This is a genomic window from Cognataquiflexum aquatile, from assembly GCF_003316845.1.
Lineage (GTDB): Bacteria > Bacteroidota > Bacteroidia > Cytophagales > Cyclobacteriaceae > Cognataquiflexum > Cognataquiflexum aquatile.
Genome location: NZ_QMIK01000001.1, coordinates 99847 through 119013 on the forward strand (window position 1 = coordinate 99847; position 19167 = coordinate 119013).

Here is a 19167-nt window from a genome sequence, read left to right on the forward strand (position 1 = left end):
CGACAAAGGCAATGCTTTTTATTTTTAAATAGACTCAGAGTTGGTTTGCCGCTTGAATATTATTTAAATTAGATTTTACTAATAGGTTTTTCGTGAACAATCCTAAAGTTTTACAAATATTAAAGGACTCTCCATGGCTAGAAGCACATGCGAAAGATATCCAGGAACGGTATGAAAGATACCTTGCCACAATCAAGTTTATAAACCATGATTATGGAAACCTTTTGGAGTTTGCCCGGGCCCATGAGTACTATGGTATTCATTTTGACAGTTTTAGAAGAGGTTGGGTTTATCGGGAATGGGCACCAAAAGCATTTAACTTATTTTTGATGGGTGATTTCAATCATTGGAACAGGTATAGCCATCCGATGAAAAAAGACCACCGAGGCCATTGGGAGATATTTTTGCCCTATGAAGAATATAAAAATTCGTTTGTTCATCAAAGTAGCGTCAAGGTACACATTGAAGGTGAAAATGGAGCCTTGGACAGGATTCCTGCCTATATTCGGAGAGTGATTCAAGATGAAGCCACGCATGATTTTACAGGTCAGCTTTGGTTTCCGGAGAAGCAATTTTTATGGACTGATCTGGGTTTTGACCCTACGGAGAATCTCAAGCAACCCCTAATCTATGAATGCCATGTTGGGATGGCTCAAGAAAAACTGGGAGTGGGTACCTATATGGAATTCGCTGAAAACATACTTCCCAGAATCAAAGCTGCTGGATATAATACTATCCAGATGATGGCAATCATGGAACATCCCTATTATGGATCATTTGGCTATCACGTTTCCAATTACTTTTGTCCGACCTCAAGGTTTGGAACTCCGGAAGAATTGAAGTTTTTGATCAACAAAGCCCATGAAATGGGAATTTCTGTTGTCATGGACCTCGTCCACTCGCATGCTGTCAAAAATGTGTTTGAAGGTTTGAATGAGTTTGATGGTTCGGATCACCAATACTTTCATCCCGGTCCAAGGGGATACCATGAAGGATGGGACTCCAAACTGTTTGATTATGGCAAATTGGAAGTGAAACATTTCTTACTCTCCAATGTGCGCTATTGGCTTGAGGAATTTCACTTTGATGGCTTTAGATGGGATGGAGCTACCTCCATTATCTACCTTCACCATGGTAACATTTCATTTGACAATTTGGAAAAATACTTCGACGCAGGTGTGGATGTGGATGCGGTGATTTACCTGCAGTTGGCCAATCAGTTGATTCATGATTTTTCACAAAATGCCATTTCCATTGCGGAGGAAGTGACAGGAATGCCGGGTCTCTGCCGGAAAATCGAGGATGGTGGAATTGGTTTTGACTACCGGTTGGCAATGGGAATTCCGGATTTTTGGATAAAAACACTGAAACATCAACCTGATGAGCATTGGGATCTTTTCAATATGTGGCATGAACTGACCAACAGACCCGCAACAGAAAAAACCATTGCCTATGCAGAATCCCACGACCAGGCATTGGTTGGAGACAAATCCATTGCTTTTTGGCTCATGGACAAAGAAATGTATTCCAGTATGTCAAAGCTCCAGACCAGCCTAGTAGTAGATAGGGGAGTAGCTTTGCATAAAATGATCAGGATGATCACCATTTCACTTGGCGGGGAAGGTTATCTTAACTTTATCGGCAATGAATTTGGTCATCCCGAATGGATAGATTTTCCCAGAAAAGGCAATGATTGGAGCTACCAATATGCCCGAAGGCAATGGTCCTTGGTGGACACCGACCACCTCCGGTACCATGATTTGTTTGATTGGGATAAAGCCATGATCAAATTGGTCACTGAATATCAGGTCTTGGCCTCACCTCCCGCAAATCAGCTTCATTTGGATCCCGATAAAAAAATCCTCGTTTTTGAAAGGGCTGGGTTGATTTTTGCGTTTTGCTTCCATGTTTCCGAATCCTATTTTGGCTTTGAATTCAAAGTTCCTGAAAAAGGAAAGTACAAAATCATCCTGAACTCGGACGACAAAAAATTTGGTGGATTTTCAAGAATTGAAGGGAATCCTGTTTATTCTACAGATAAAAAGCAGCAACTCCAGATTTACCTTCCCAATCGGACTTGTCTGATTTTCAAAAAACCATAAAGGGGCTCAAGGCCCCCTTATTTTTGTATCCAATGACAGGTATCAACTAAACTTCAAGAAAAGCCTTACTCTCCGTATGAGCAGAAAGGTATTCTGGGTCATTGTCATAAGGTTAAAACGAACTATAATCCCTAATGTTGAATTAAATAAATTAATAGGTACCATAGGTATTTAAATGGTTCTATATAGAAATGAGCAGGAGTTTGTTCGAATAATTTTTTTTTGGAATCAATCCAAGAACTTGTCCAGCTCGGAATAAAACCAATCCGGTTCGTCATAAAATACAAAGTGGTATGCGCTTTCGGCTATCAATAGCTTGTATTCAGGAATGGTTTTCAATTGGTCATCCATATTTTTTTCAACAGATTCTTTTGTTGAGCCATAAGGTTCATAAGCAGCCCAAGAACCAAAAACCAAGACAGGAACTTTGATTTTATCCATTAATGGCCTGATGTCCGTGGTGTACATTTCACCATAAGCTTGCCCTATGACGGCAGGATTGCTTTTTATTCCCATTTCGACCACCTTAGGACGCTTCGCTTCAGTGGCAATCATAGATGCGATCATCATTTCCTGATTTGCCTTTGCCGCCTCGGGAGACATTTTTGACATGGCCGTGGTCATTTGGGAAGATACTGCTTTGGCTGTCTCTGCGGTGATTCCGGGCATTACCAATACAGGAAAATAGGGGACACCGTCCACTGACACGATTCTGCCAAAAACATCCGGTGCCTCAGCTGCAGCCCAAAGCCCCAAAAATCCACCCATGCTGTGTCCAATAAGGGTTGGTTTATCCAGTTTGTTTTCCCTAACATAAGCAATCAATTCATTTTTGACTTCTTCCAGATAATGATTCGCTTCACCTTTTTCTCCATTTCCAAATCCTTTGATTCTGACCAAGTGAAGTTCATTTTTGGTTTTGTATTTTTCTACAAACTCATCCCAAACTTCAGGTGCACAGGCCATACCGTGGATCAAAATTATAGGCTTTCCTTTTCCAACAACTGTGGTTGAAATCAATTCTTGGTTGGCAGAAACACTTGACATTTGGAAGATGACCAATATAAAGGCCACTAACATCCATTTGATTTTGTTGGTTTTCATAGTTTTTTGTTTTTGTTTGTCCAAAATTGGAGGTTGAAAACCAACTGAGAAAAATCATTTGACGAAGAGAGATTACTTCCTGACCATCTGTTTGAATTGGGTAAATTTTTGAAAAAGACCGTTTTTAAGTTGAAAATAATCCAGGTATAGAGATTTATTTTGCTTCATCCTTCATATTATCCCTTTGGTCAAGTAATTCTTATTTTTGGTCAATACCAATATTATAAAAATAGGAGTATGGTTAATTTAGCCTTGAAACATAAGCAGAGTTTTGATTTGATTGGTCTGAAGCATAACCATGATACGGATGGATCGGATGAAAAGGGCTTCTGTAAGGCAAAGAGTGTTTCTAATCAAATTTTAAAATGGTAAATCTCGGAAATTGGACCTATGGTGTTCTATCAAAAATAGGCCGGTATAAAGTCCATCATATCCTGTTTTGGATGTTGTATTATGTGTTTTGGCTATTTTCATACAAGAGTATGTATAAGGACTTCAGCCTGCTTATGAAGGTAACCTCGGTGTATCTGTTTTCGCATGCGACTCTTTATTATACCTCCCAATACTTCCTCAATCCCAAATTACTGAAGAAAGACCGTTCATTTCTATTTCTGATTTCATTTTTGGGTCTTTGTGTATTGCTGTCGTTATTGATGTATGGTGCGATAGCTTTGATTATGGGAAATTCTCCAGATGACCTTTTTCAAGCTTCTTTTTTCCAAATCATCTCTGTTTTTTTCTTCTCCAATTTCTTTGCCGCAGGAATCATGTTGGCGATAAAGGGATATTTTGATACCCGAAAAATGCATAGGAAAAATGAACTGTTAGAGAAAGAAAGACTTGAAAGCGAATTGCAGTTTCTGAAATCCCAAGTCAATCCCCATTTCCTTTTCAATGCCATCAACAGTGTGTATGTTTTGATCCGGATCAATCCCGAATTGGCATCGGATACTTTGATCAAACTTTCCAACTTGCTTCGTACCCAACTTTATGATTTTTCGGCCGAAAAGATTGAAATACAGCAGGAAATCGAGTATCTCAAGAATTATATTGAACTGGAAAAAATCCGCAAAGGGGAACGCCTCGAACTGACGTTTGAAGAAGGCGATAATCTTGAAGACTTTTCAATTGCCCCGTTGATTTTGATTCCGTTTCTTGAAAATTGCTTCAAACATCTGTCCACCCATACCGATCGACCCAATATAGTCAAGGTTAAAATTTGGTTGGAGGATGGTTTTCTTTTGGCTTATTTTTACAACACCACCGAACCCAAAGAAAAAAACCAGGCAAGAATTACAGGCGGAATTGGACTTGTAAATATCAAAAGGAGGCTAGAACTGCTCTATCCAAAATCGCATTGGATTGAAACCAAAGCGGAAAATGAAAGTTACGAAGTCAAGTTAAAAATCAGAATTAAGTAATATGAAAATCCGGACAATCATTGTAGAGGATGAGCCGTTGGCAAGGGAAGGACTGAAAAGCTATGTCAGGGAAATTGATTCCTTGGAGCTTTGTGCTACCTGCGAAAATGCCCTTGAAGCCAATGAGGTGCTCAAAATTGAAAAGCCGGATATGATGTTTTTGGATATCCAAATGCCCAAAATTACAGGAATTGACTTTCTCAAATCTCTCCAAACGCCACCGATGGTGATCCTGACCACTGCTTATCCCAATTACGCACTACAGGGATTTGAATTGGATGTAGTGGATTATTTGGTCAAACCTTATCCCTTTGACAGGTTTTTGAAAGCTGTAAACAAAGCCAAGGATTTATTCCAGCTGAGACAAAATCCTAAAGAAAACCCGATTCAAAAAGAAGCGATTTTTGTCAAAGTGGATAATATCCTGAAAAGGGTTTTGCTCCAGGATATCATTTACATCGAAGGAATGGAGAATTATGTCGCGATCCACACCGGCGAAGGTCGGCTGATTACACTCATGACTATGAAAAGCATGGAGGAAAACCTTCCTACTGACAGGTTCCTGAGGATTCACAAGACCTACATTATTTCCAAAAACCACGTCAAGGGAATAGAAGGCAATGAAATAGACATGGGAAAAACAAAAGTTCCCATGTCCAGAAATAGAAGAAATGAAATCATCGATGAACTGATCGGGCGGTGATTTCTGGTAATTTCACGCTCAAAATCACTTGAGAATCCCTGAATAGATCAGACCTGCTTCCACTCCCCGGATTTCCGCCAATCCTTTCAACCTTCCTATTGCCGTATAACCTGGGTTGACAATCGGTTTTTTGATATCATCCAACATCTGATGACCATGGTCAGGGCGCATCGGAATGGATATATGACGTTTTTGCTGGACTTTCAGAATTTGATGAATAACTGCTTCCATGGGTACATCACCGGTCAAGTGGTCATCTTCATAGAAGTTTCCATCGACGTCCCTTCTCGTACTTCTGAGGTGGATAAAATGGATGTGGTCTCCAAACTCTTCAACCATTGCGGGAAGGTCATTGTCCGCTCTGACACCGTAAGATCCTGTGCAGAAAGTAAATCCATTATTTGGGCTGTTATTATCCGAAATGAGCCTTTTCATATCCTTTGCAGTACTCATCACTCTTGGTAATCCAAAAACATCAAAAGGAGGGTCATCGGGATGTATGGCCATTTTGACCCCGTTTTTTTCAGCAATCGGAAGTATGGCATCCAAAAAAAGTTGCAGGTTTCTCTCCAACTCTGCATGTCCGATTCCTTGGTAAGAGTCCAAAGCGGCCTGAAACTGCTCCATGGTATAGCCTTCTTCAGATCCTGGAAGACCTTTGAGGATATTGTCATTCACCCTTTTGAGAGTTTCTTCAGATGCGTTTTCATAAAATTCTTTGGCTTTTTGGATTTCCTGTGGGGTATATTCCTTTTCGGCACCTTTTCTTTTCAACATAAACAAATCGAAGGCCACGACTTCCTTTTTCTCAAACCGAAGCGCTTTTGCACCATTGGGAAGTGTCCAGGCCAATTCAGTTCTCGTCCAATCCAAAATCGGCATAAAATTATAGCAAACGATATGGATGCCTTCTGAAGCAAGGTTTTCTAAGGTGGTTTTGTAATTTTCAATGTTTCTTTGGAAATCTCCTGACCTGGTTTTGATATTTTCATGGACGGGAACAGATTCCACGACAGACCATTTCAAGCCTGCTGATTCGATGGTATTTTTTCGTGTCCTGATTTCCTCTTTGGTCCAAATTTCTCCGTTTGGGACATGGTGAAGGGCAGAAACTATTCCTGTTGCACCTGCCTGACGGATATCTGCCAAGCTTACCGGATCTTTGGGACCATACCAACGCATGGTTTTCTCCATTTTATAGGCCATAGTGTTTTGTTGTAAGGGTTGTAATTGTTGTAATGGTTATAATGGTTGGAAATGTTGTAGTTGTTGTAATTGTTGTCTGCTTCGCGTTATCAAGTTGTCTGCTTCGCGTTGTCGGGTTGTCAAGTTTTCTGCTTCGCGTTATCAGGTTATAAAGTTGTCAAGTTCTCGAGTTGTCAGGTTAAGAAGTCATTACTCGGTACTTAATTCTTTGTTCAAAAAGATTGCTTCTTGCTTCTTTTTTGTCTCAAATCTCATGTCTCAAATCTCACATCTTGAGTCTTTTGTCTTAGGTCTTGCGTCTATTTATACACCTGAATAAGCGCTGAATCCACCATCGACTGCTACTATGGTTCCGGTCACGAACTTTGAAGCATCAGAACAAAGCCACTGGAGTGTTCCCAAGAGGTCCTCGGGTTTTCCAAATCGGGCCATTGGCGTGTGGTTGATGATCTGGTTTCCTCTTTGGGTAAGGCTACCGTCTACTTCGGTGAGCAATGACCTGTTTTGTTCTGTCAAAAAGAATCCGGGAGCAATGGCATTGACCCGGAAGTCTGGTCCATACTTGGTATTGAGCTCTACTGCCATCCATTTGGTCAGGTTATCGATAGCAGCTTTGGCAGAAGCATAGCCCACTACACGGGTCATCGGTCTGCTTGCCGCCATGGAAGAGATGTTGATGATATTTCCTTTGCCATTTGGCAGCATCAAGGGAATGAAGTGCTTGATGGGGATAAAAGTCCCCTGATAATTCAAATCCATCACATTTTTTACAGCCTCAACTGACAATTCACCTATCGTCTGATCCGGCCTGACCACAGCACCTGGCAAGTTTCCTCCGGCAAGGTTGATAAGAATATCAACGGTTCCATACCTCGACTGAATCTGTCTTGCTGCAGCTTCAACTTGAGGTTCTTTGGTCACATCCGCTAAAAACCCGTCTGCTTTCCCGTTTCTGGACCTGATTTCGCTGACCAATTTTTCAACTTTTGATGCTGTCCTGCCAATAACCAGTACGTTGGCTCCTTCTTTGGAAAGGTGAAAAGCCATCGCTTCGCCTAAAACTCCGGTGGCACCGGTTATGATTATTTTTTTATCCGTGATATCAAACATGCTTTTTTGGGTTAATTGCCAAAATCGAAGAATTCGTTGGCATTGTTATAACAGATGTCGCTGATGATCTTTCCAATCCACTGCTCATCATTCGGTAATTCTCCATTTGCGATATCCCTTCCGAATAAATTGCATAAAATCCTTCGGAAATATTCATGCCGTGGAAAGGAAAGAAAACTCCTGGAATCTGTAAGCATCCCCACAAAACAGGAAATCAAGCCAATATTGGACAGTGAATTGATCTGTTTTTCCATGCCGTCTTTTTGATCCAAAAACCACCAAGCCGACCCAAACTGAATTTTTCCTTTGACACTTCCATCGTTGAAATTGCCTGCCATGGTAGCGATTACTTCATTGTCTGAAGGATTGAGGTTGTAGATGACGGTCTTGGCCAATTGGTCTGATTTATCCAATTCATTTAGAAATCCCGATAGGGCAGAAGCCTGACTGAAATCCCCAATGGAATCAAATCCGGTGTCGGGTCCCAATTTGGTAAGACTTCTGGTGTTGTTGTTTCTCAAAGCACCCAAATGGAACTGTTGTACCCAACCTTTGGCATGGTACATTTTTCCCAATTCTATCAATGTCCGGTATTTGAAGAATGAGATTTCTTCTTTGCTGAGAACCTGTGCCGAAATTGCTTTCTTGAATATGGTGTCCAAATCAAGCTTTGAATCCGGTTCAAAGTACAGGCTTTCCAAACCATGGTCAGAAAGCCTTCCACCCACCTGATGAAAAAATTCTATCCTGTTTTGAAGTGCTGCCAAAAGATCATCATAGGAATTGATGGAAATGGAAGAGGCTGCAGATAGCTTTTCGATATAGCTGTGATAAGTCAAGGGATTTTCAACCGCAAAGGCTTTATCAGGCCTGAAAGCCGGTTTCATTTTTAAACCTGTTCCTTGTTTGGCAAAATTCTGATGATGGATCAGGTTGTCGGTAGGATCGTCCGTGGTGCAGACCACCTTCACATTCATTTTTGACAGCAATCCTTGGGTACTGAATTCGGGAGATTGAAGTTGACTGTTGGTCAGGTCATATATTTCCCTTGCATTGTTTTGATTCAGTGTATCATGTATTCCAAAATAACGCATCAGTTCCAAATGTGTCCAATGGTATAGCGGGTTTCGCATGGTATAGGGAACGGCATAGGCCCATTTTTCAAATTTTTCCCAATCACTTGCCTGTCCTGTTATGTATTCTTCGGAAATACCCAAAGCCCGCATTGCCCTCCATTTATAATGATCTCCTGCAAGCCAAATAGAGGTGATATTTTCGAAAATTTTATTCTCTGCTATTTGATCCGGGGCCAAATGATTGTGGTAATCAATGATGGGTTGGCTGGCAGCATATCCATGGTATAGAGTCTTTGCATACTTATTTTCCAGCAAAAAATCTTCTGTTATAAATGATGGGTTTACTCTTGAAATTGACACAGGCATAGGTTTCAATGATTACAAAGATAAGGTCAATTTAAACCATTAAAGAGAATTCCAATTAACCATTCTTCAAATTTTGATGCAAACGATTTCGGGCCAAAGGCTCAATTTTAACAGGAAGATCAAAGATTTGTGATTATTTTGCTGATTGGCCAAAAGGATGGTTATATTAAATCCGAATTATTGGTTTGCAAAGAAAAAATGACAGAAGTCAACATCAAATACCTCGCTGCAAAACTGAAACTCTCCCCGTCAACGGTCTCCAGAGCGCTCAATGACAGCTATGAAATCAGCCAACCGACCAAAGATAGAGTCATTGCAATGGCCAAAGAGCTCAATTACCAGCCAAACCCATTTGCAAGAAGCCTAAGGGAACAAAAAAGCAAAACCATTGCAGTCATTATCCCAGAAAGGATCAATAATTTTTTTAGTCAGGTGATAGATGGAATTGAAGAAATCACCCAAGAATATGGCTACCATCTTTTGGTCTACAGTACACATGAAAATGTGGAAACGGAAAGAAAAATAGTCTCTTACCTTTTAAATGGAAGGGTCGATGCGATCGTGATGTCTGTTTCCAGTCAGACAAAGAAAATAGACCATTTGGAGACAGTTTATTCAAAAGGAGTACCCCTGATATTTTTTGACCGGATATGTCAGGAAATCCCAACGACAAAATTTATCAGCAACGATTATGAGAATGGGTTTAAAGCTACTGTCCACCTCATTGAAAAGGGTTGCAAAAAGATTTTCTTTTTGATGTTGTCAAAAGAAATATCAATAGGGAGAGAAAGGTTGCGTGGATATCAGGATGCACTCAAGAAATATGGCTTGCCCTATGAAGAAAATTGGATTGTCCAATGCAGTCAATCCGAGGAGGCCAATATCAAACTGATAGCCAAGATTCTATACGGCTTGGACAGACCGGATGGAATTTTGGCTTCTGTGGAAAAGTTAGCCATTGCGACTTACTATGCAGCTCGCGAAACAAAACTTGAAATGGCAAAGGATTTTAAAATGGTAAGTTTTTCCAATATGAAAATTGCAGGTTTATTAAAACCGTCTTTAACCACCATTTCCCAGCCGGCCTTTGAGATTGGATCCGAAATGGCCAAGCTACTCATGAAAAAACTGACCAAACCCAATCAACCTGCTTTTGAAAACAAGGTCATCCAAATGCCTTCACAAATAGATTTTAGAGAATCATCAAACTGAGAAATAAATAAAAAAACCCTATCAGAATTTTCCGATAGGGCAGTTTAATAGGTTCATGTGAGAAATTAGATTTTCAATTTAGGTTCCCAGCCCTTTTCATATTGCCTTGACCAAAGCTCCATTCCTTTTTTATTTTTGATGTGACCGTTTGTAGGATCACATTCGAAATTTTCCCCGATTCGGTGGGAGATATTTGCCAAATGACAAAGCAAGGTACTGACCGCACCTTCATCGATGGTGGAGTTTTGTTTTTCTTTTCCTCTGATGGCTTCAAAAAAGTTCATAATGTGGACTGTAGTCATATCGCCTCCGCCGCCAAGATTGGTGCTTCCTTCGACATTTCCTGTTTTGACTTCTTTGATTAGCTTGCCATTACGGTCAAAGAGCCTGTACAATTCCCTATTCACAAATACAGAACCTTCAGATCCATAGATGATAGTTCCTCTGTCAGAACCATAAGTGGCGTAGTTGTTCCTGCTTTTTCCATCCCATAAGATGGTCTTGTCACCCTCAAATTTGAAAGTAGCAAGCATCGTATCGGACATCGTCCAACCGTCATTGACAAAATGGTACTTGCCTGAATCTACGGTCACATGCTTGGGGTACTCCACCTGAAGCGCCCAACGTGCCACGTCCAATTCATGGGTGGCATTATTTCCTGTTTCCGCTGTCCCATAATCCCAACCATACCAATGCCAGTTATAATCCCATGTGTTGTGGGTATAACTTCTCCTTGGTGCCGGTCCCTGGAATAGCTCCCAATCCAATCCTTCAGGTGGATTGGCTGCCGTCTGCAAGGGAACTTCGCCCCGGCCATTGATATAAAAAGCAGTAGCCCTAAATGCTTTACCAATAATACCATTATGAATCTGATTGATGATTTCGATGGTATGGTCAGAGGACCGCTGTTGGTTACCCATTTGGATTACCTTGTTGTACTTATTTTTATAAGCAATCAATAATTCACCTTCCCAAGGATTGTGGCTGCAAGGTTTTTCTACATAGACATGTTTTCCGGCTTCCACAGCCATCCATGTCCCGGGCGCATGCCAATGGTCAGGGGTAGCATTGATAAGCACATCTATTTCCTTGTCTTCAATGACTTTAAGGATGCTGTTTTCAAGCTTTGGTGTATAATCTATATGCTTGGAAAAACTCGCCGCAGCTTTCTCCCTTTGGGATTTCATCACATCGCATAGGGTTACGAGTCGGACATTGCTTTTTGGCAATGCAATCGGCTCATAAAATGCGCCTAATCTTCTTCCCAATCCTGCTATGGCGACATTGAGACGGTCATTGGCACCGATGATATTTCCATAGCTTTTGGCTGAAAATCCAACTGCTCCCAAATAGGAAACCCCTGCTGTGGCCAAAGCTGCTTTTTTGATAAATTCCCTTCGGTTTTTTTTATTGTTGTCCATGGTTATTGGGTTAATTTCTTCAGTTCCTTGATTTTTATGTTTTTGAAATGTACTTCATTTCCGTGATCCTGCAGCAGGATATGCCCTTCGGGTGCTTCGCCAAAATTTTCCCAGATTTTATATTTACTGATGGCAACCAGTTTTTTGTATTCCTCCGAACCCCTCACATATGCTACCACTTTGACCCCGTTGAGGTAATGTTCTACTTTGTTGTCAGGATAAACCACCACACGGCCCTTGTTCCATTCTCCCGGGCCTTTTACAAAACGTGGCTGCTTGTCAGCCTTGATCAGATCGTAGAGAGAAGCCAAAGTCCTGTTGCCTTCGATTCCCATTTTGGCATCAGGATGGTTCTCGTCATCCAATATCTGGTATTCCAATCCAATAGCCGAACCTGAGGTCTGTTCATTGAGTGTGACAAAATATTTCAAGCCACTATTTGCCCCTTCGGTAAATTTGAAATCAAAGGCCAGGTCAAATGCACTGTATTTGTCTGTTGTGACAATGTCTCCGAAATTGCTGGATTCACCCCCATCTGCACTTTCGACCATCAGGATGCCGTCTTTGATATGCCATCCTTTTTCGGGAAATGTCTCTTTATTGGCACTTTTCCAGCCTTCAGAATTCTGTCCGTTGAAAAGCAATTTCCATCCTTTGGATTTTTCCAATTCAGTCAATTCATTCAGGCCTGTATTGACCACAAAAATATCTCCGGTAAATGGAGTAGGGTTCAGGTTCTCGGTTTGTACCCTTACATTTCTGAAATAGGTTTTATTGCCTTCATCTTCAGGCTTGTTGATACTGTGAACCTGCAGTCCTATAAATCCCTTTGCATCCATGTCATCGACCACATAGGCGACTTCTTGGCCATTGACCCATGTTTTTATTTCTTTTCCAATCGCCTCGATACGGTAGGAATTCCATTCCCCCATTTTAAAAGCTGACTTTGCCGCCGGATTCATGTCTAAAGGATACAGCCAACCCCTTCTTGCCTCATCGTACAATCCGCCTGACCAAGCCCTTTCTGTAGGATCTGCCTCGATCTGATACCCAAAGACCAAACCTTGCCCGTCTTTGCCTGCGGGATCATATTGCCCTCTTGCCATGACACCGGAATTGCTTGAAAGGTCCTCGATTTTGAGATCCAATTCCAATATAAAATCACCAAATTCCTGCTCTGTGACCAAAAAAGTGTTGGGCGTATTCGCTTTTGCATATCCTACAACTTCTCCATTTTCAATTTTGAATCCAGCCTCTCCGCCCAAGATTTTCCATCCCTTAAGATCTTCACCGTTAAATAATTCGGTCCACCCATCCGCTGTTTTTGTTTCCTTGGGTTGACAGGAAAAAATTGCCATAAAACAAACTAGAGATAGTAATTGAATTGAAATTCTATTCATAAAATTGGGTTTTGTTTCAGATACCAAAGTCCTTAAAAACAAGGTCATTTTCAAGGTTATCAAGTTCTAAATTACGCAATCGATTTCGAGTTGGCTATTGTCAAACTTTATTTTAACAAGGTAAAAAATTATAAAAGAATAAAATTCCCGGAATTGACAAAAGGGAAATAAGGTGTTTGAGCCAATACTCCCAAGTGAAGAAATGCTCCTCCAAAATTCTACTACATCCTTTTGGGAATTTCTTTCTTTCAGTTTGATTTGGTTTCTGTTATATTGAAATCCAATCCATAGAATTCTTGTTAACAATCCTCCCAAAATAAAACCTATGAAAACCAAATCTCTAAGTTTTTTCAATTTCATCCTGATATTTCTATTAGGATCATATTCACCCTCATTTGCACAGCAGATCAATACCAAACCCATACTCTCTCCATGGGCCGAAAATGTGGATTCCAATGCGCCGCATCCTGAATATCCAAGGCCTCAGATGGTCAGAGGAAGTTGGAGAAACCTCAACGGCCAATGGGATTACGCCATTTTGGAAAAAGGAAATGGAGCTCCGGTAACTTTTGATGGAAAGATCACTGTTCCTTTTCCTGTCGAATCTTACCTTTCGGGAGTGACCAAAGCGGTTGGTGCAGAAAAGGAATTGTGGTACGATAAGGTCATTCAGGTTTCCAATACTGAAAGAAAAGGGAAGGTTTTGCTTCACTTTGGAGCAGTGGATTGGGAATCAGAGGTTTTTGTGAATGGAAAATCCGTAGGCAAACATCAGGGAGGATACGATCCTTTTTCATTTGACATCACAGATTTTCTAGCCAAAGGTGTGGATCAAAAAATCACGGTAAGGGTTTGGGATCCTAGTGACAAAGGCCCACAGCCTCGCGGAAAGCAGGTCAACCAACCCAGAGGGATTTGGTATACACCTGTAACAGGCATTTGGCAGACTGTGTGGTTGGAATTTGTTCCAACTACCTACATCAGCCACATCAAAACTACTCCAGATTGGGACAACGGGACTTTTCAATTTTCCATAAATGCCAATACTTCAGATCCGACTTTGACTTATAAAATTACTGCGATGGACAAAGGGGTCAAAGTCGCTGAAAGTACCGAGGGTTTTGGAAAAGAATCAATCCTTAAAATCCCAAACCCAATCAGTTGGTCATTGGAGAATCCACACCTATATGACTTTGAAATCAGCTTGCTTAAAGGTAAAAAGGTCCTTGACAAAGTTACTTCCTATGGCGCCTTGAGAAAGGTTTCCATTGTTTATGATTCCAAAGGAATGCAGCGTTTTGCATTAAATGACCAGCAGGTATTCCACTATGGTCCTTTGGATCAGGGTTGGTGGCCGGATGGATTGTATACTGCGCCTACTGACGAAGCATTGGCTTTTGATATCATCAAGACAAAAGAATTAGGCTTCAACATGATCAGAAAACATGTCAAAGTCGAGCCGGCCCGCTGGTATTATCATTGTGACAAGATGGGGATTATGGTTTGGCAGGACATGCCGAGCGGGGATATGGGAAATAGATGGGAACAAAAGCTAGGCGTAATCGGAAAAGGGACTGATCGGGAAAGGACTTCGGAATCCGAAGCCATTTACAAAAAGGAATGGAAAGCCATCATCGATGCCAATTACAACTTTCCTTCCATCGTGGTTTGGGTTCCTTTCAATGAAGCTTGGGGTCAGTTCAAAACCCATGAGATATCTGATTGGACCAAATCCTATGATCCGACAAGATTGATCAACAGCGCCAGCGGAGGGAATTTTGAGCTGAAAGGTGCAAAAATCGCTGGTGATATCTTGGACGTTCACAACTATCCGGATCCGGTGATGCCTTCTGCTGAGTTGTTTGGGAAGATCCAGATCCTTGTTTTGGGAGAGTTTGGCGGATTGGGATTACCGGTAGAAGGGCATACCTGGCAGGAAAAAGACAATTGGGGATACCAAAGTTTCAAGTCCAAAGAAGAACTGTTGGACAGGTATAAAATCCTGATGAAAGACCTGCAAGACCTGATTCCAAAGGGCTTGGCTGCAGCTGTCTACACCCAAACGACAGATGTCGAAATTGAGACCAACGGAGTCATGACTTACGACCGGAAAGTGATCAAGATGCCTGTGGATGTTTTGAAAAAGCTGCATGGGGAGTTGTATAGGTAATTTTATATGGTTATCTGTTTCTTTGCCTGTAACTCTTTGTTATTCTTCAAGCGTGACGGAAGACGGAAGTCGGAAGACCGATGTATCGGACATTTCAGTTTGGAGGCAAGATTTAATGTAAATAACCAATCTACAGGCGAGAAAAGTAAAACTGAGGATTCTTGGAAGGAGCTTTTTGGAGCTTGGGAATCAACAGAAAGTTCAAAATAAATATAGAAATTGAGAATTGGACATCATGAAAAATAATCTCTTTAGGTTTTGTTTAATTTTTATATTCATAATAGTCGCAATTATATCTTGCTCTCCCGAAAAAAAATCCACAGAAATCCAACTCTCGGGCAATCCGATTTTTGAAGGATGGTATGCCGATCCGGAGGCTATCATCTACGGTGATACATACTGGATTTACCCAACTTATTCTGACAAGTTTTCCAAACAGGTCTTTATGGATTGTTTTTCTTCGAAAGACCTGGTTAATTGGACCAAACATGAGCGGATCATCGACACCGCGGCGGTCCAATGGGCTGATTCAGCGATGTGGGCACCCGGCGTCATTGAAAATAAAGGGAAGTATTACCTTTTCTTTGCGGCCAACGATGTCCACGAAGGTCAGGTTGGAGGCATCGGCGTGGCCGTGGCCGACCAACCTCAAGGACCATTTAAGGATTTGCTTGGTAAGCCCTTGATCAATGACATCGTAAACGGCGCACAGCCTATTGATCAGTTTATCTTCAAAGACAAGGATGGAGGGTTTTTGATGTATTATGGAGGTTGGGGTAAGTGTAATGTGGTCAGATTAAATGATGATTTTACAGGTCTGCTTCCTTTTGAAAATGGAGAATATTACAAAGAAGTGACTCCTGAAAGTTATGTCGAAGGACCATTTATGTTTGTCCGCGATGACAAATATTACTTCATGTGGTCAGAAGGGGGTTGGACAGGTCCTGATTACAAAGTAGCCTATGCGATTTCAGACAGCCCTTTTGGACCGTTTGAAAGAATCGGAGTGGTGCTCGAGCAGGATCCTGAAGTAGCAACAGGGGCAGGACACCATTCGGTTTTGTTCGAACCCAAGTCCGACCAATACTTTATGGTTTACCATAGAAGGCCATTGGGTGAGACAGACGGGAACCACCGTGTAACCTGCATCGACAAAATGGAATTTGACGAAAAAGGTTTTATCAAGCCTGTTAAAATTTCTTTTGAAGGAGTGGCTGCCAATCCATTGTAGCACATACGATTATGATTGAAGTAAAACATCTTTTCCATGAATTGGACATCCTTCTGATTGACTTGCTCAAAAGTCTAAAAGCATCCGACTGGGATAAACCTACTTCAGCAAAACTTTGGAATGTGAAGGATATTGCCTCGCATTTATTGGATACCAACCTGCGCACGTTAAGCATCCAAAGAGATAGACATGTTGGAGAAAAGCCTCCAAAGATCAATGGCTATGATGATTTGGTCACTTGGCTCAACCAATTGAATGCAGATTGGATCAAAGCCACCAAGAGGCTAAGTCCAAATGTTATGATTTCACTTTTGGAAAGTACTGGGAAAGAGGTTTCTGAGTATTATGTGGGCCTTCCTGATATGGAAGAAGCGATATTTTCAGTGGCGTGGGCAGGGGAGGAGAAGAGCTTGAATTGGATGCATCTCGCAAGGGAATACACCGAAAAATGGCATCACCAACAGCAAATCAGGGACGCGGTTGGCAAAAAGGGACTTTTTGAAAAGAGATTTTTTGAACCTTTGATGGATACATTTATGATGGCTTTGCCTTTTACATTTGCTGAAGAAAATGCAGCAAATGGCACCGTGATAGAAGTCAGGATTGCCGGTGAGTTTACAAAATCCTGGTGGCTTGAAAAAAACCAAGATCATTGGAAGTTACTCAAGCAGGGAAGTAACACGCCGACTTCCATTGTCCAATTAGAAGATAAAATAGCTTGGAAACTTTTTTGCAAAAACCTTCGGCCGGATGAAGTTTTGGGTCAAGTGGATATTTCAGGAGATTTCACTTTGGGAAGAAAAGTCCTTGATATGGTGTCAGTCATGGCTTGACAAAACCAAACAAAGCCGGGTGCCAATGCCAGAAATTGGGTTTCCCCCTTCGGCAAGCTCAGGGAACGGAGATTCTGTGTTGAGAGGGGGGGGGAGGAAAAAGCGGCGCAGCCGCTTTTTCCTCCCCCCATCCCTAGAACAACCTCGGTGGCCGAGCTTGCCGAGGCCAAATTATAGTGACCTCCATGTCATTCCTTTTCTGAATGTTTTGAAAAAAATGTTAAATACTACCAATGATGTGAAAATCCTTTTCGTCACTCTGAGTGTAGCGAAGAGTCTCAAAAAATAATGAGATTCTTCACCTTCACAAGCTGCGGTTCAGAATGACGCAATAACCGTCATTCTTTTTCTGAATGTTTTAAAATGTGAAGGCCTCAGGATGACGCTACACCAATCGTCATTACAAAAAGCAAAAAGGAAATGATCGGTAAATCCTACCAACCACCTCCCAATGCCTTATACAATCTGACAGTGGATACAAGCTGATTTTCCAAAGCCAAAGATTTTTCAAATTCTGAATTGAAAAACTCCCTTTCTGCATCAAGGACCTGTAGGAATGAGGTATAGCCATTGTCATATAGCGCCTTGGAGAGCATCAAGGATTTTTCAGTGGCCGCAACTTGGGTTTTCCTTGCTTCAAATTCATTGCTATAAGTTCTGATTTCTGCCAATGAATTTTCAACTTCCGCAAAAGCCGTCAGTACTGTCTTCTCATATTGAAATCCCAACTGAGAAGCTTTGGCCCTTTCAGCTTCTACCCGTCTTTTGTTTTGTCCAAACCTGAAAAACGGCCCGACCAATTGACCGGAAACAACACCAAGAACAGCCTGACTTCCAAACAATGTTGAGATTTGGGGACTTGCCACACCCAATAATCCTGTCAAGCTGAGAGATGGAAACCGCAAAGCAACGGCAACACCTATTCGCTCTGTCTGTGCAATCAATTGCTGCTCAGCAATCTTGATATCGGGTCTTCTTTCAAGCAATTCAGAAGGCAATCCACTTGGAATTTCCAATGGAAACTGCTGTTGGTTATTTTCCAAGCCTCTTGATATCGGAATATAGGTTCTTCCCAACAAGACATTAAAGGCATTTTCAGTGAGGATGATATTTCGCTCAAGACTGTATATCTGTGCTTTTGCAACAGCAGCTATTTGCTCTGCCTGTAGTTTATCCAATTCAGACACATTCCCCTTTTCAAACCGGGCGGTGATAATTTTCAAATATTCCAAGCGGGTTTCATAGGCCCGTTGGGCGATTTCCAGTCTTTCATCCAATCCCCGAAGTCTGAAATACAATTCTGCCACTTGGGCGACCAAACTGATGTACAAAGATTTTCTTGTTTCCTCTGTAGCCATCAATTCAGCATAGGCAGCCCGGTTGGCGTGACGGAGCTTACCCCACAGGTCGATTTCCCATGATACATTGCCCAACAATCCCACCATATTGGGTGAAAAAGTCACGCCTGCCTGTTCGGATAAATTTCTGAATTCAGTAGTCCTTCCCATGGCACTGTAATCAAGGAAAGGATAGAGATTGGCTTTGTTATATCCTAAAATAGCCTTTGCCTCTTCCACCCGGTAAACAGCCGTCATCAGGTCGAGGTTAGAATCAATCGAAGTTTGTATCAGACTTTGCAACAAACTGTCCTGATAAACCTCCCACCACTTCAAATTTGTGATAGAATTAGTTTGGGATATAGCTTGTACATAGCCAACAGGCTTTTGGGTTTCAGGTCTGGAATATCTTGGTCCTACAGCACAGCCATATAAAGCAATCAGGACAAACAGGAGAAAATATATATTCTTCATA

The 19167-nt window shown here is 41.5% G+C and carries 14 protein-coding genes; 7 read left to right on the top strand and 7 right to left on the bottom strand.

The annotated features are described in order from the left end of the window. The first annotated feature begins 92 nt into the window (after window positions 1–92). On the top strand, window positions 93–2102 hold the full coding sequence (locus DQW11_RS00465) for an alpha amylase C-terminal domain-containing protein (RefSeq protein WP_113922036.1): 2010 nt from the start codon (window positions 93–95) through the stop codon (window positions 2100–2102). A gap of 228 nt (window positions 2103–2330) precedes the next feature. Here the strand turns inward: DQW11_RS00465 and DQW11_RS00470 are convergent, their stop codons facing one another. Further along, window positions 2331–3206: an alpha/beta fold hydrolase gene (locus DQW11_RS00470; RefSeq protein WP_113922037.1), complete on the bottom strand. Its 876-nt coding sequence runs from the start codon at window positions 3204–3206 to the stop codon at window positions 2331–2333. Between the two features lie 365 nt (window positions 3207–3571). Here DQW11_RS00470 and DQW11_RS00475 point away from each other — a divergent pair, with 365 nt between their 5' ends. Together DQW11_RS00475 and DQW11_RS00480 are read left to right on the top strand one after the other, a co-directional pair. After that, window positions 3572–4627 carry a sensor histidine kinase gene (locus tag DQW11_RS00475; RefSeq protein ID WP_113922038.1) on the top strand — a complete coding sequence of 352 codons (1056 nt, stop codon included), beginning with the start codon at window positions 3572–3574 and terminating at the stop codon, window positions 4625–4627. 1 nt (window position 4628) lies between these two features. Next, window positions 4629–5330: a LytR/AlgR family response regulator transcription factor gene (locus DQW11_RS00480; RefSeq protein ID WP_113922039.1), complete on the top strand. Its 702-nt coding sequence runs from the start codon at window positions 4629–4631 to the stop codon at window positions 5328–5330. A gap of 24 nt (window positions 5331–5354) precedes the next feature. Here DQW11_RS00480 and uxuA read toward each other — a convergent pair whose 3' ends face one another. The 3 genes from uxuA to uxaC all read right to left on the bottom strand — a co-directional run bounded on the left by uxuA (window position 5355) and on the right by uxaC (window position 9088). After that, window positions 5355–6536 (bottom strand): mannonate dehydratase, encoded by a 1182-nt coding sequence (uxuA, locus tag DQW11_RS00485; RefSeq protein ID WP_113922040.1) that lies wholly within the window; start codon window positions 6534–6536, stop codon window positions 5355–5357. 303 nt (window positions 6537–6839) lie between these two features. Continuing rightward, window positions 6840–7646 carry an SDR family oxidoreductase gene (locus DQW11_RS00490; protein ID WP_113922041.1) on the bottom strand — a complete coding sequence of 269 codons (807 nt, stop codon included), beginning with the start codon at window positions 7644–7646 and terminating at the stop codon, window positions 6840–6842. Between the two features lie 11 nt (window positions 7647–7657). Next, complete coding sequence (uxaC, locus tag DQW11_RS00495; protein WP_113922042.1) at window positions 7658–9088, bottom strand: glucuronate isomerase; 1431 nt, start codon at window positions 9086–9088, stop codon at window positions 7658–7660. 198 nt (window positions 9089–9286) lie between these two features. On the opposite strand from uxaC, the gene DQW11_RS00500 reads away from it, so the two are divergent. Further along, a complete protein-coding gene (locus DQW11_RS00500) occupies window positions 9287–10300 on the top strand; it encodes a LacI family DNA-binding transcriptional regulator (RefSeq protein ID WP_113923137.1) in 1014 nt (337 codons plus the stop codon). A gap of 65 nt (window positions 10301–10365) precedes the next feature. Here the strand turns inward: DQW11_RS00500 and DQW11_RS00505 are convergent, their stop codons facing one another. Then, window positions 10366–11721, bottom strand: coding sequence for a Gfo/Idh/MocA family protein (locus tag DQW11_RS00505; protein WP_113922043.1), 1356 nt, complete (start codon window positions 11719–11721; stop codon window positions 10366–10368). A 2-nt stretch (window positions 11722–11723) separates the two neighbouring features. Next, the gene (locus DQW11_RS00510; RefSeq protein WP_113923138.1) at window positions 11724–13121 is read right to left on the bottom strand and encodes a 3-keto-disaccharide hydrolase; all 1398 of its coding nucleotides are present in this window, start codon (window positions 13119–13121) and stop codon (window positions 11724–11726) included. Window positions 13122–13446: 325 nt separating this feature from the next. Between DQW11_RS00510 and DQW11_RS00520 the strand changes: the two genes are divergently transcribed. The 3 genes from DQW11_RS00520 to DQW11_RS00530 all read left to right on the top strand — a co-directional run bounded on the left by DQW11_RS00520 (window position 13447) and on the right by DQW11_RS00530 (window position 17355). Beyond that, complete coding sequence (locus tag DQW11_RS00520) at window positions 13447–15291, top strand: glycoside hydrolase family 2 protein (protein WP_113922045.1); 1845 nt, start codon at window positions 13447–13449, stop codon at window positions 15289–15291. A 235-nt stretch (window positions 15292–15526) separates the two neighbouring features. After that, entirely contained in the window at window positions 15527–16522 is a 996-nt protein-coding gene (locus DQW11_RS00525; protein WP_113922046.1) for a glycoside hydrolase family 43 protein, read from the top strand. Window positions 16523–16533: 11 nt separating this feature from the next. Beyond that, window positions 16534–17355, top strand: coding sequence for a maleylpyruvate isomerase N-terminal domain-containing protein (locus DQW11_RS00530; protein WP_113922047.1), 822 nt, complete (start codon window positions 16534–16536; stop codon window positions 17353–17355). A gap of 434 nt (window positions 17356–17789) precedes the next feature. Here DQW11_RS00530 and DQW11_RS00540 read toward each other — a convergent pair whose 3' ends face one another. Further along, window positions 17790–19166, bottom strand: a complete 1377-nt coding sequence (locus DQW11_RS00540; protein WP_113922049.1) for an efflux transporter outer membrane subunit — start codon at window positions 19164–19166, stop codon at window positions 17790–17792. Window position 19167 lies beyond the last annotated feature (1 nt).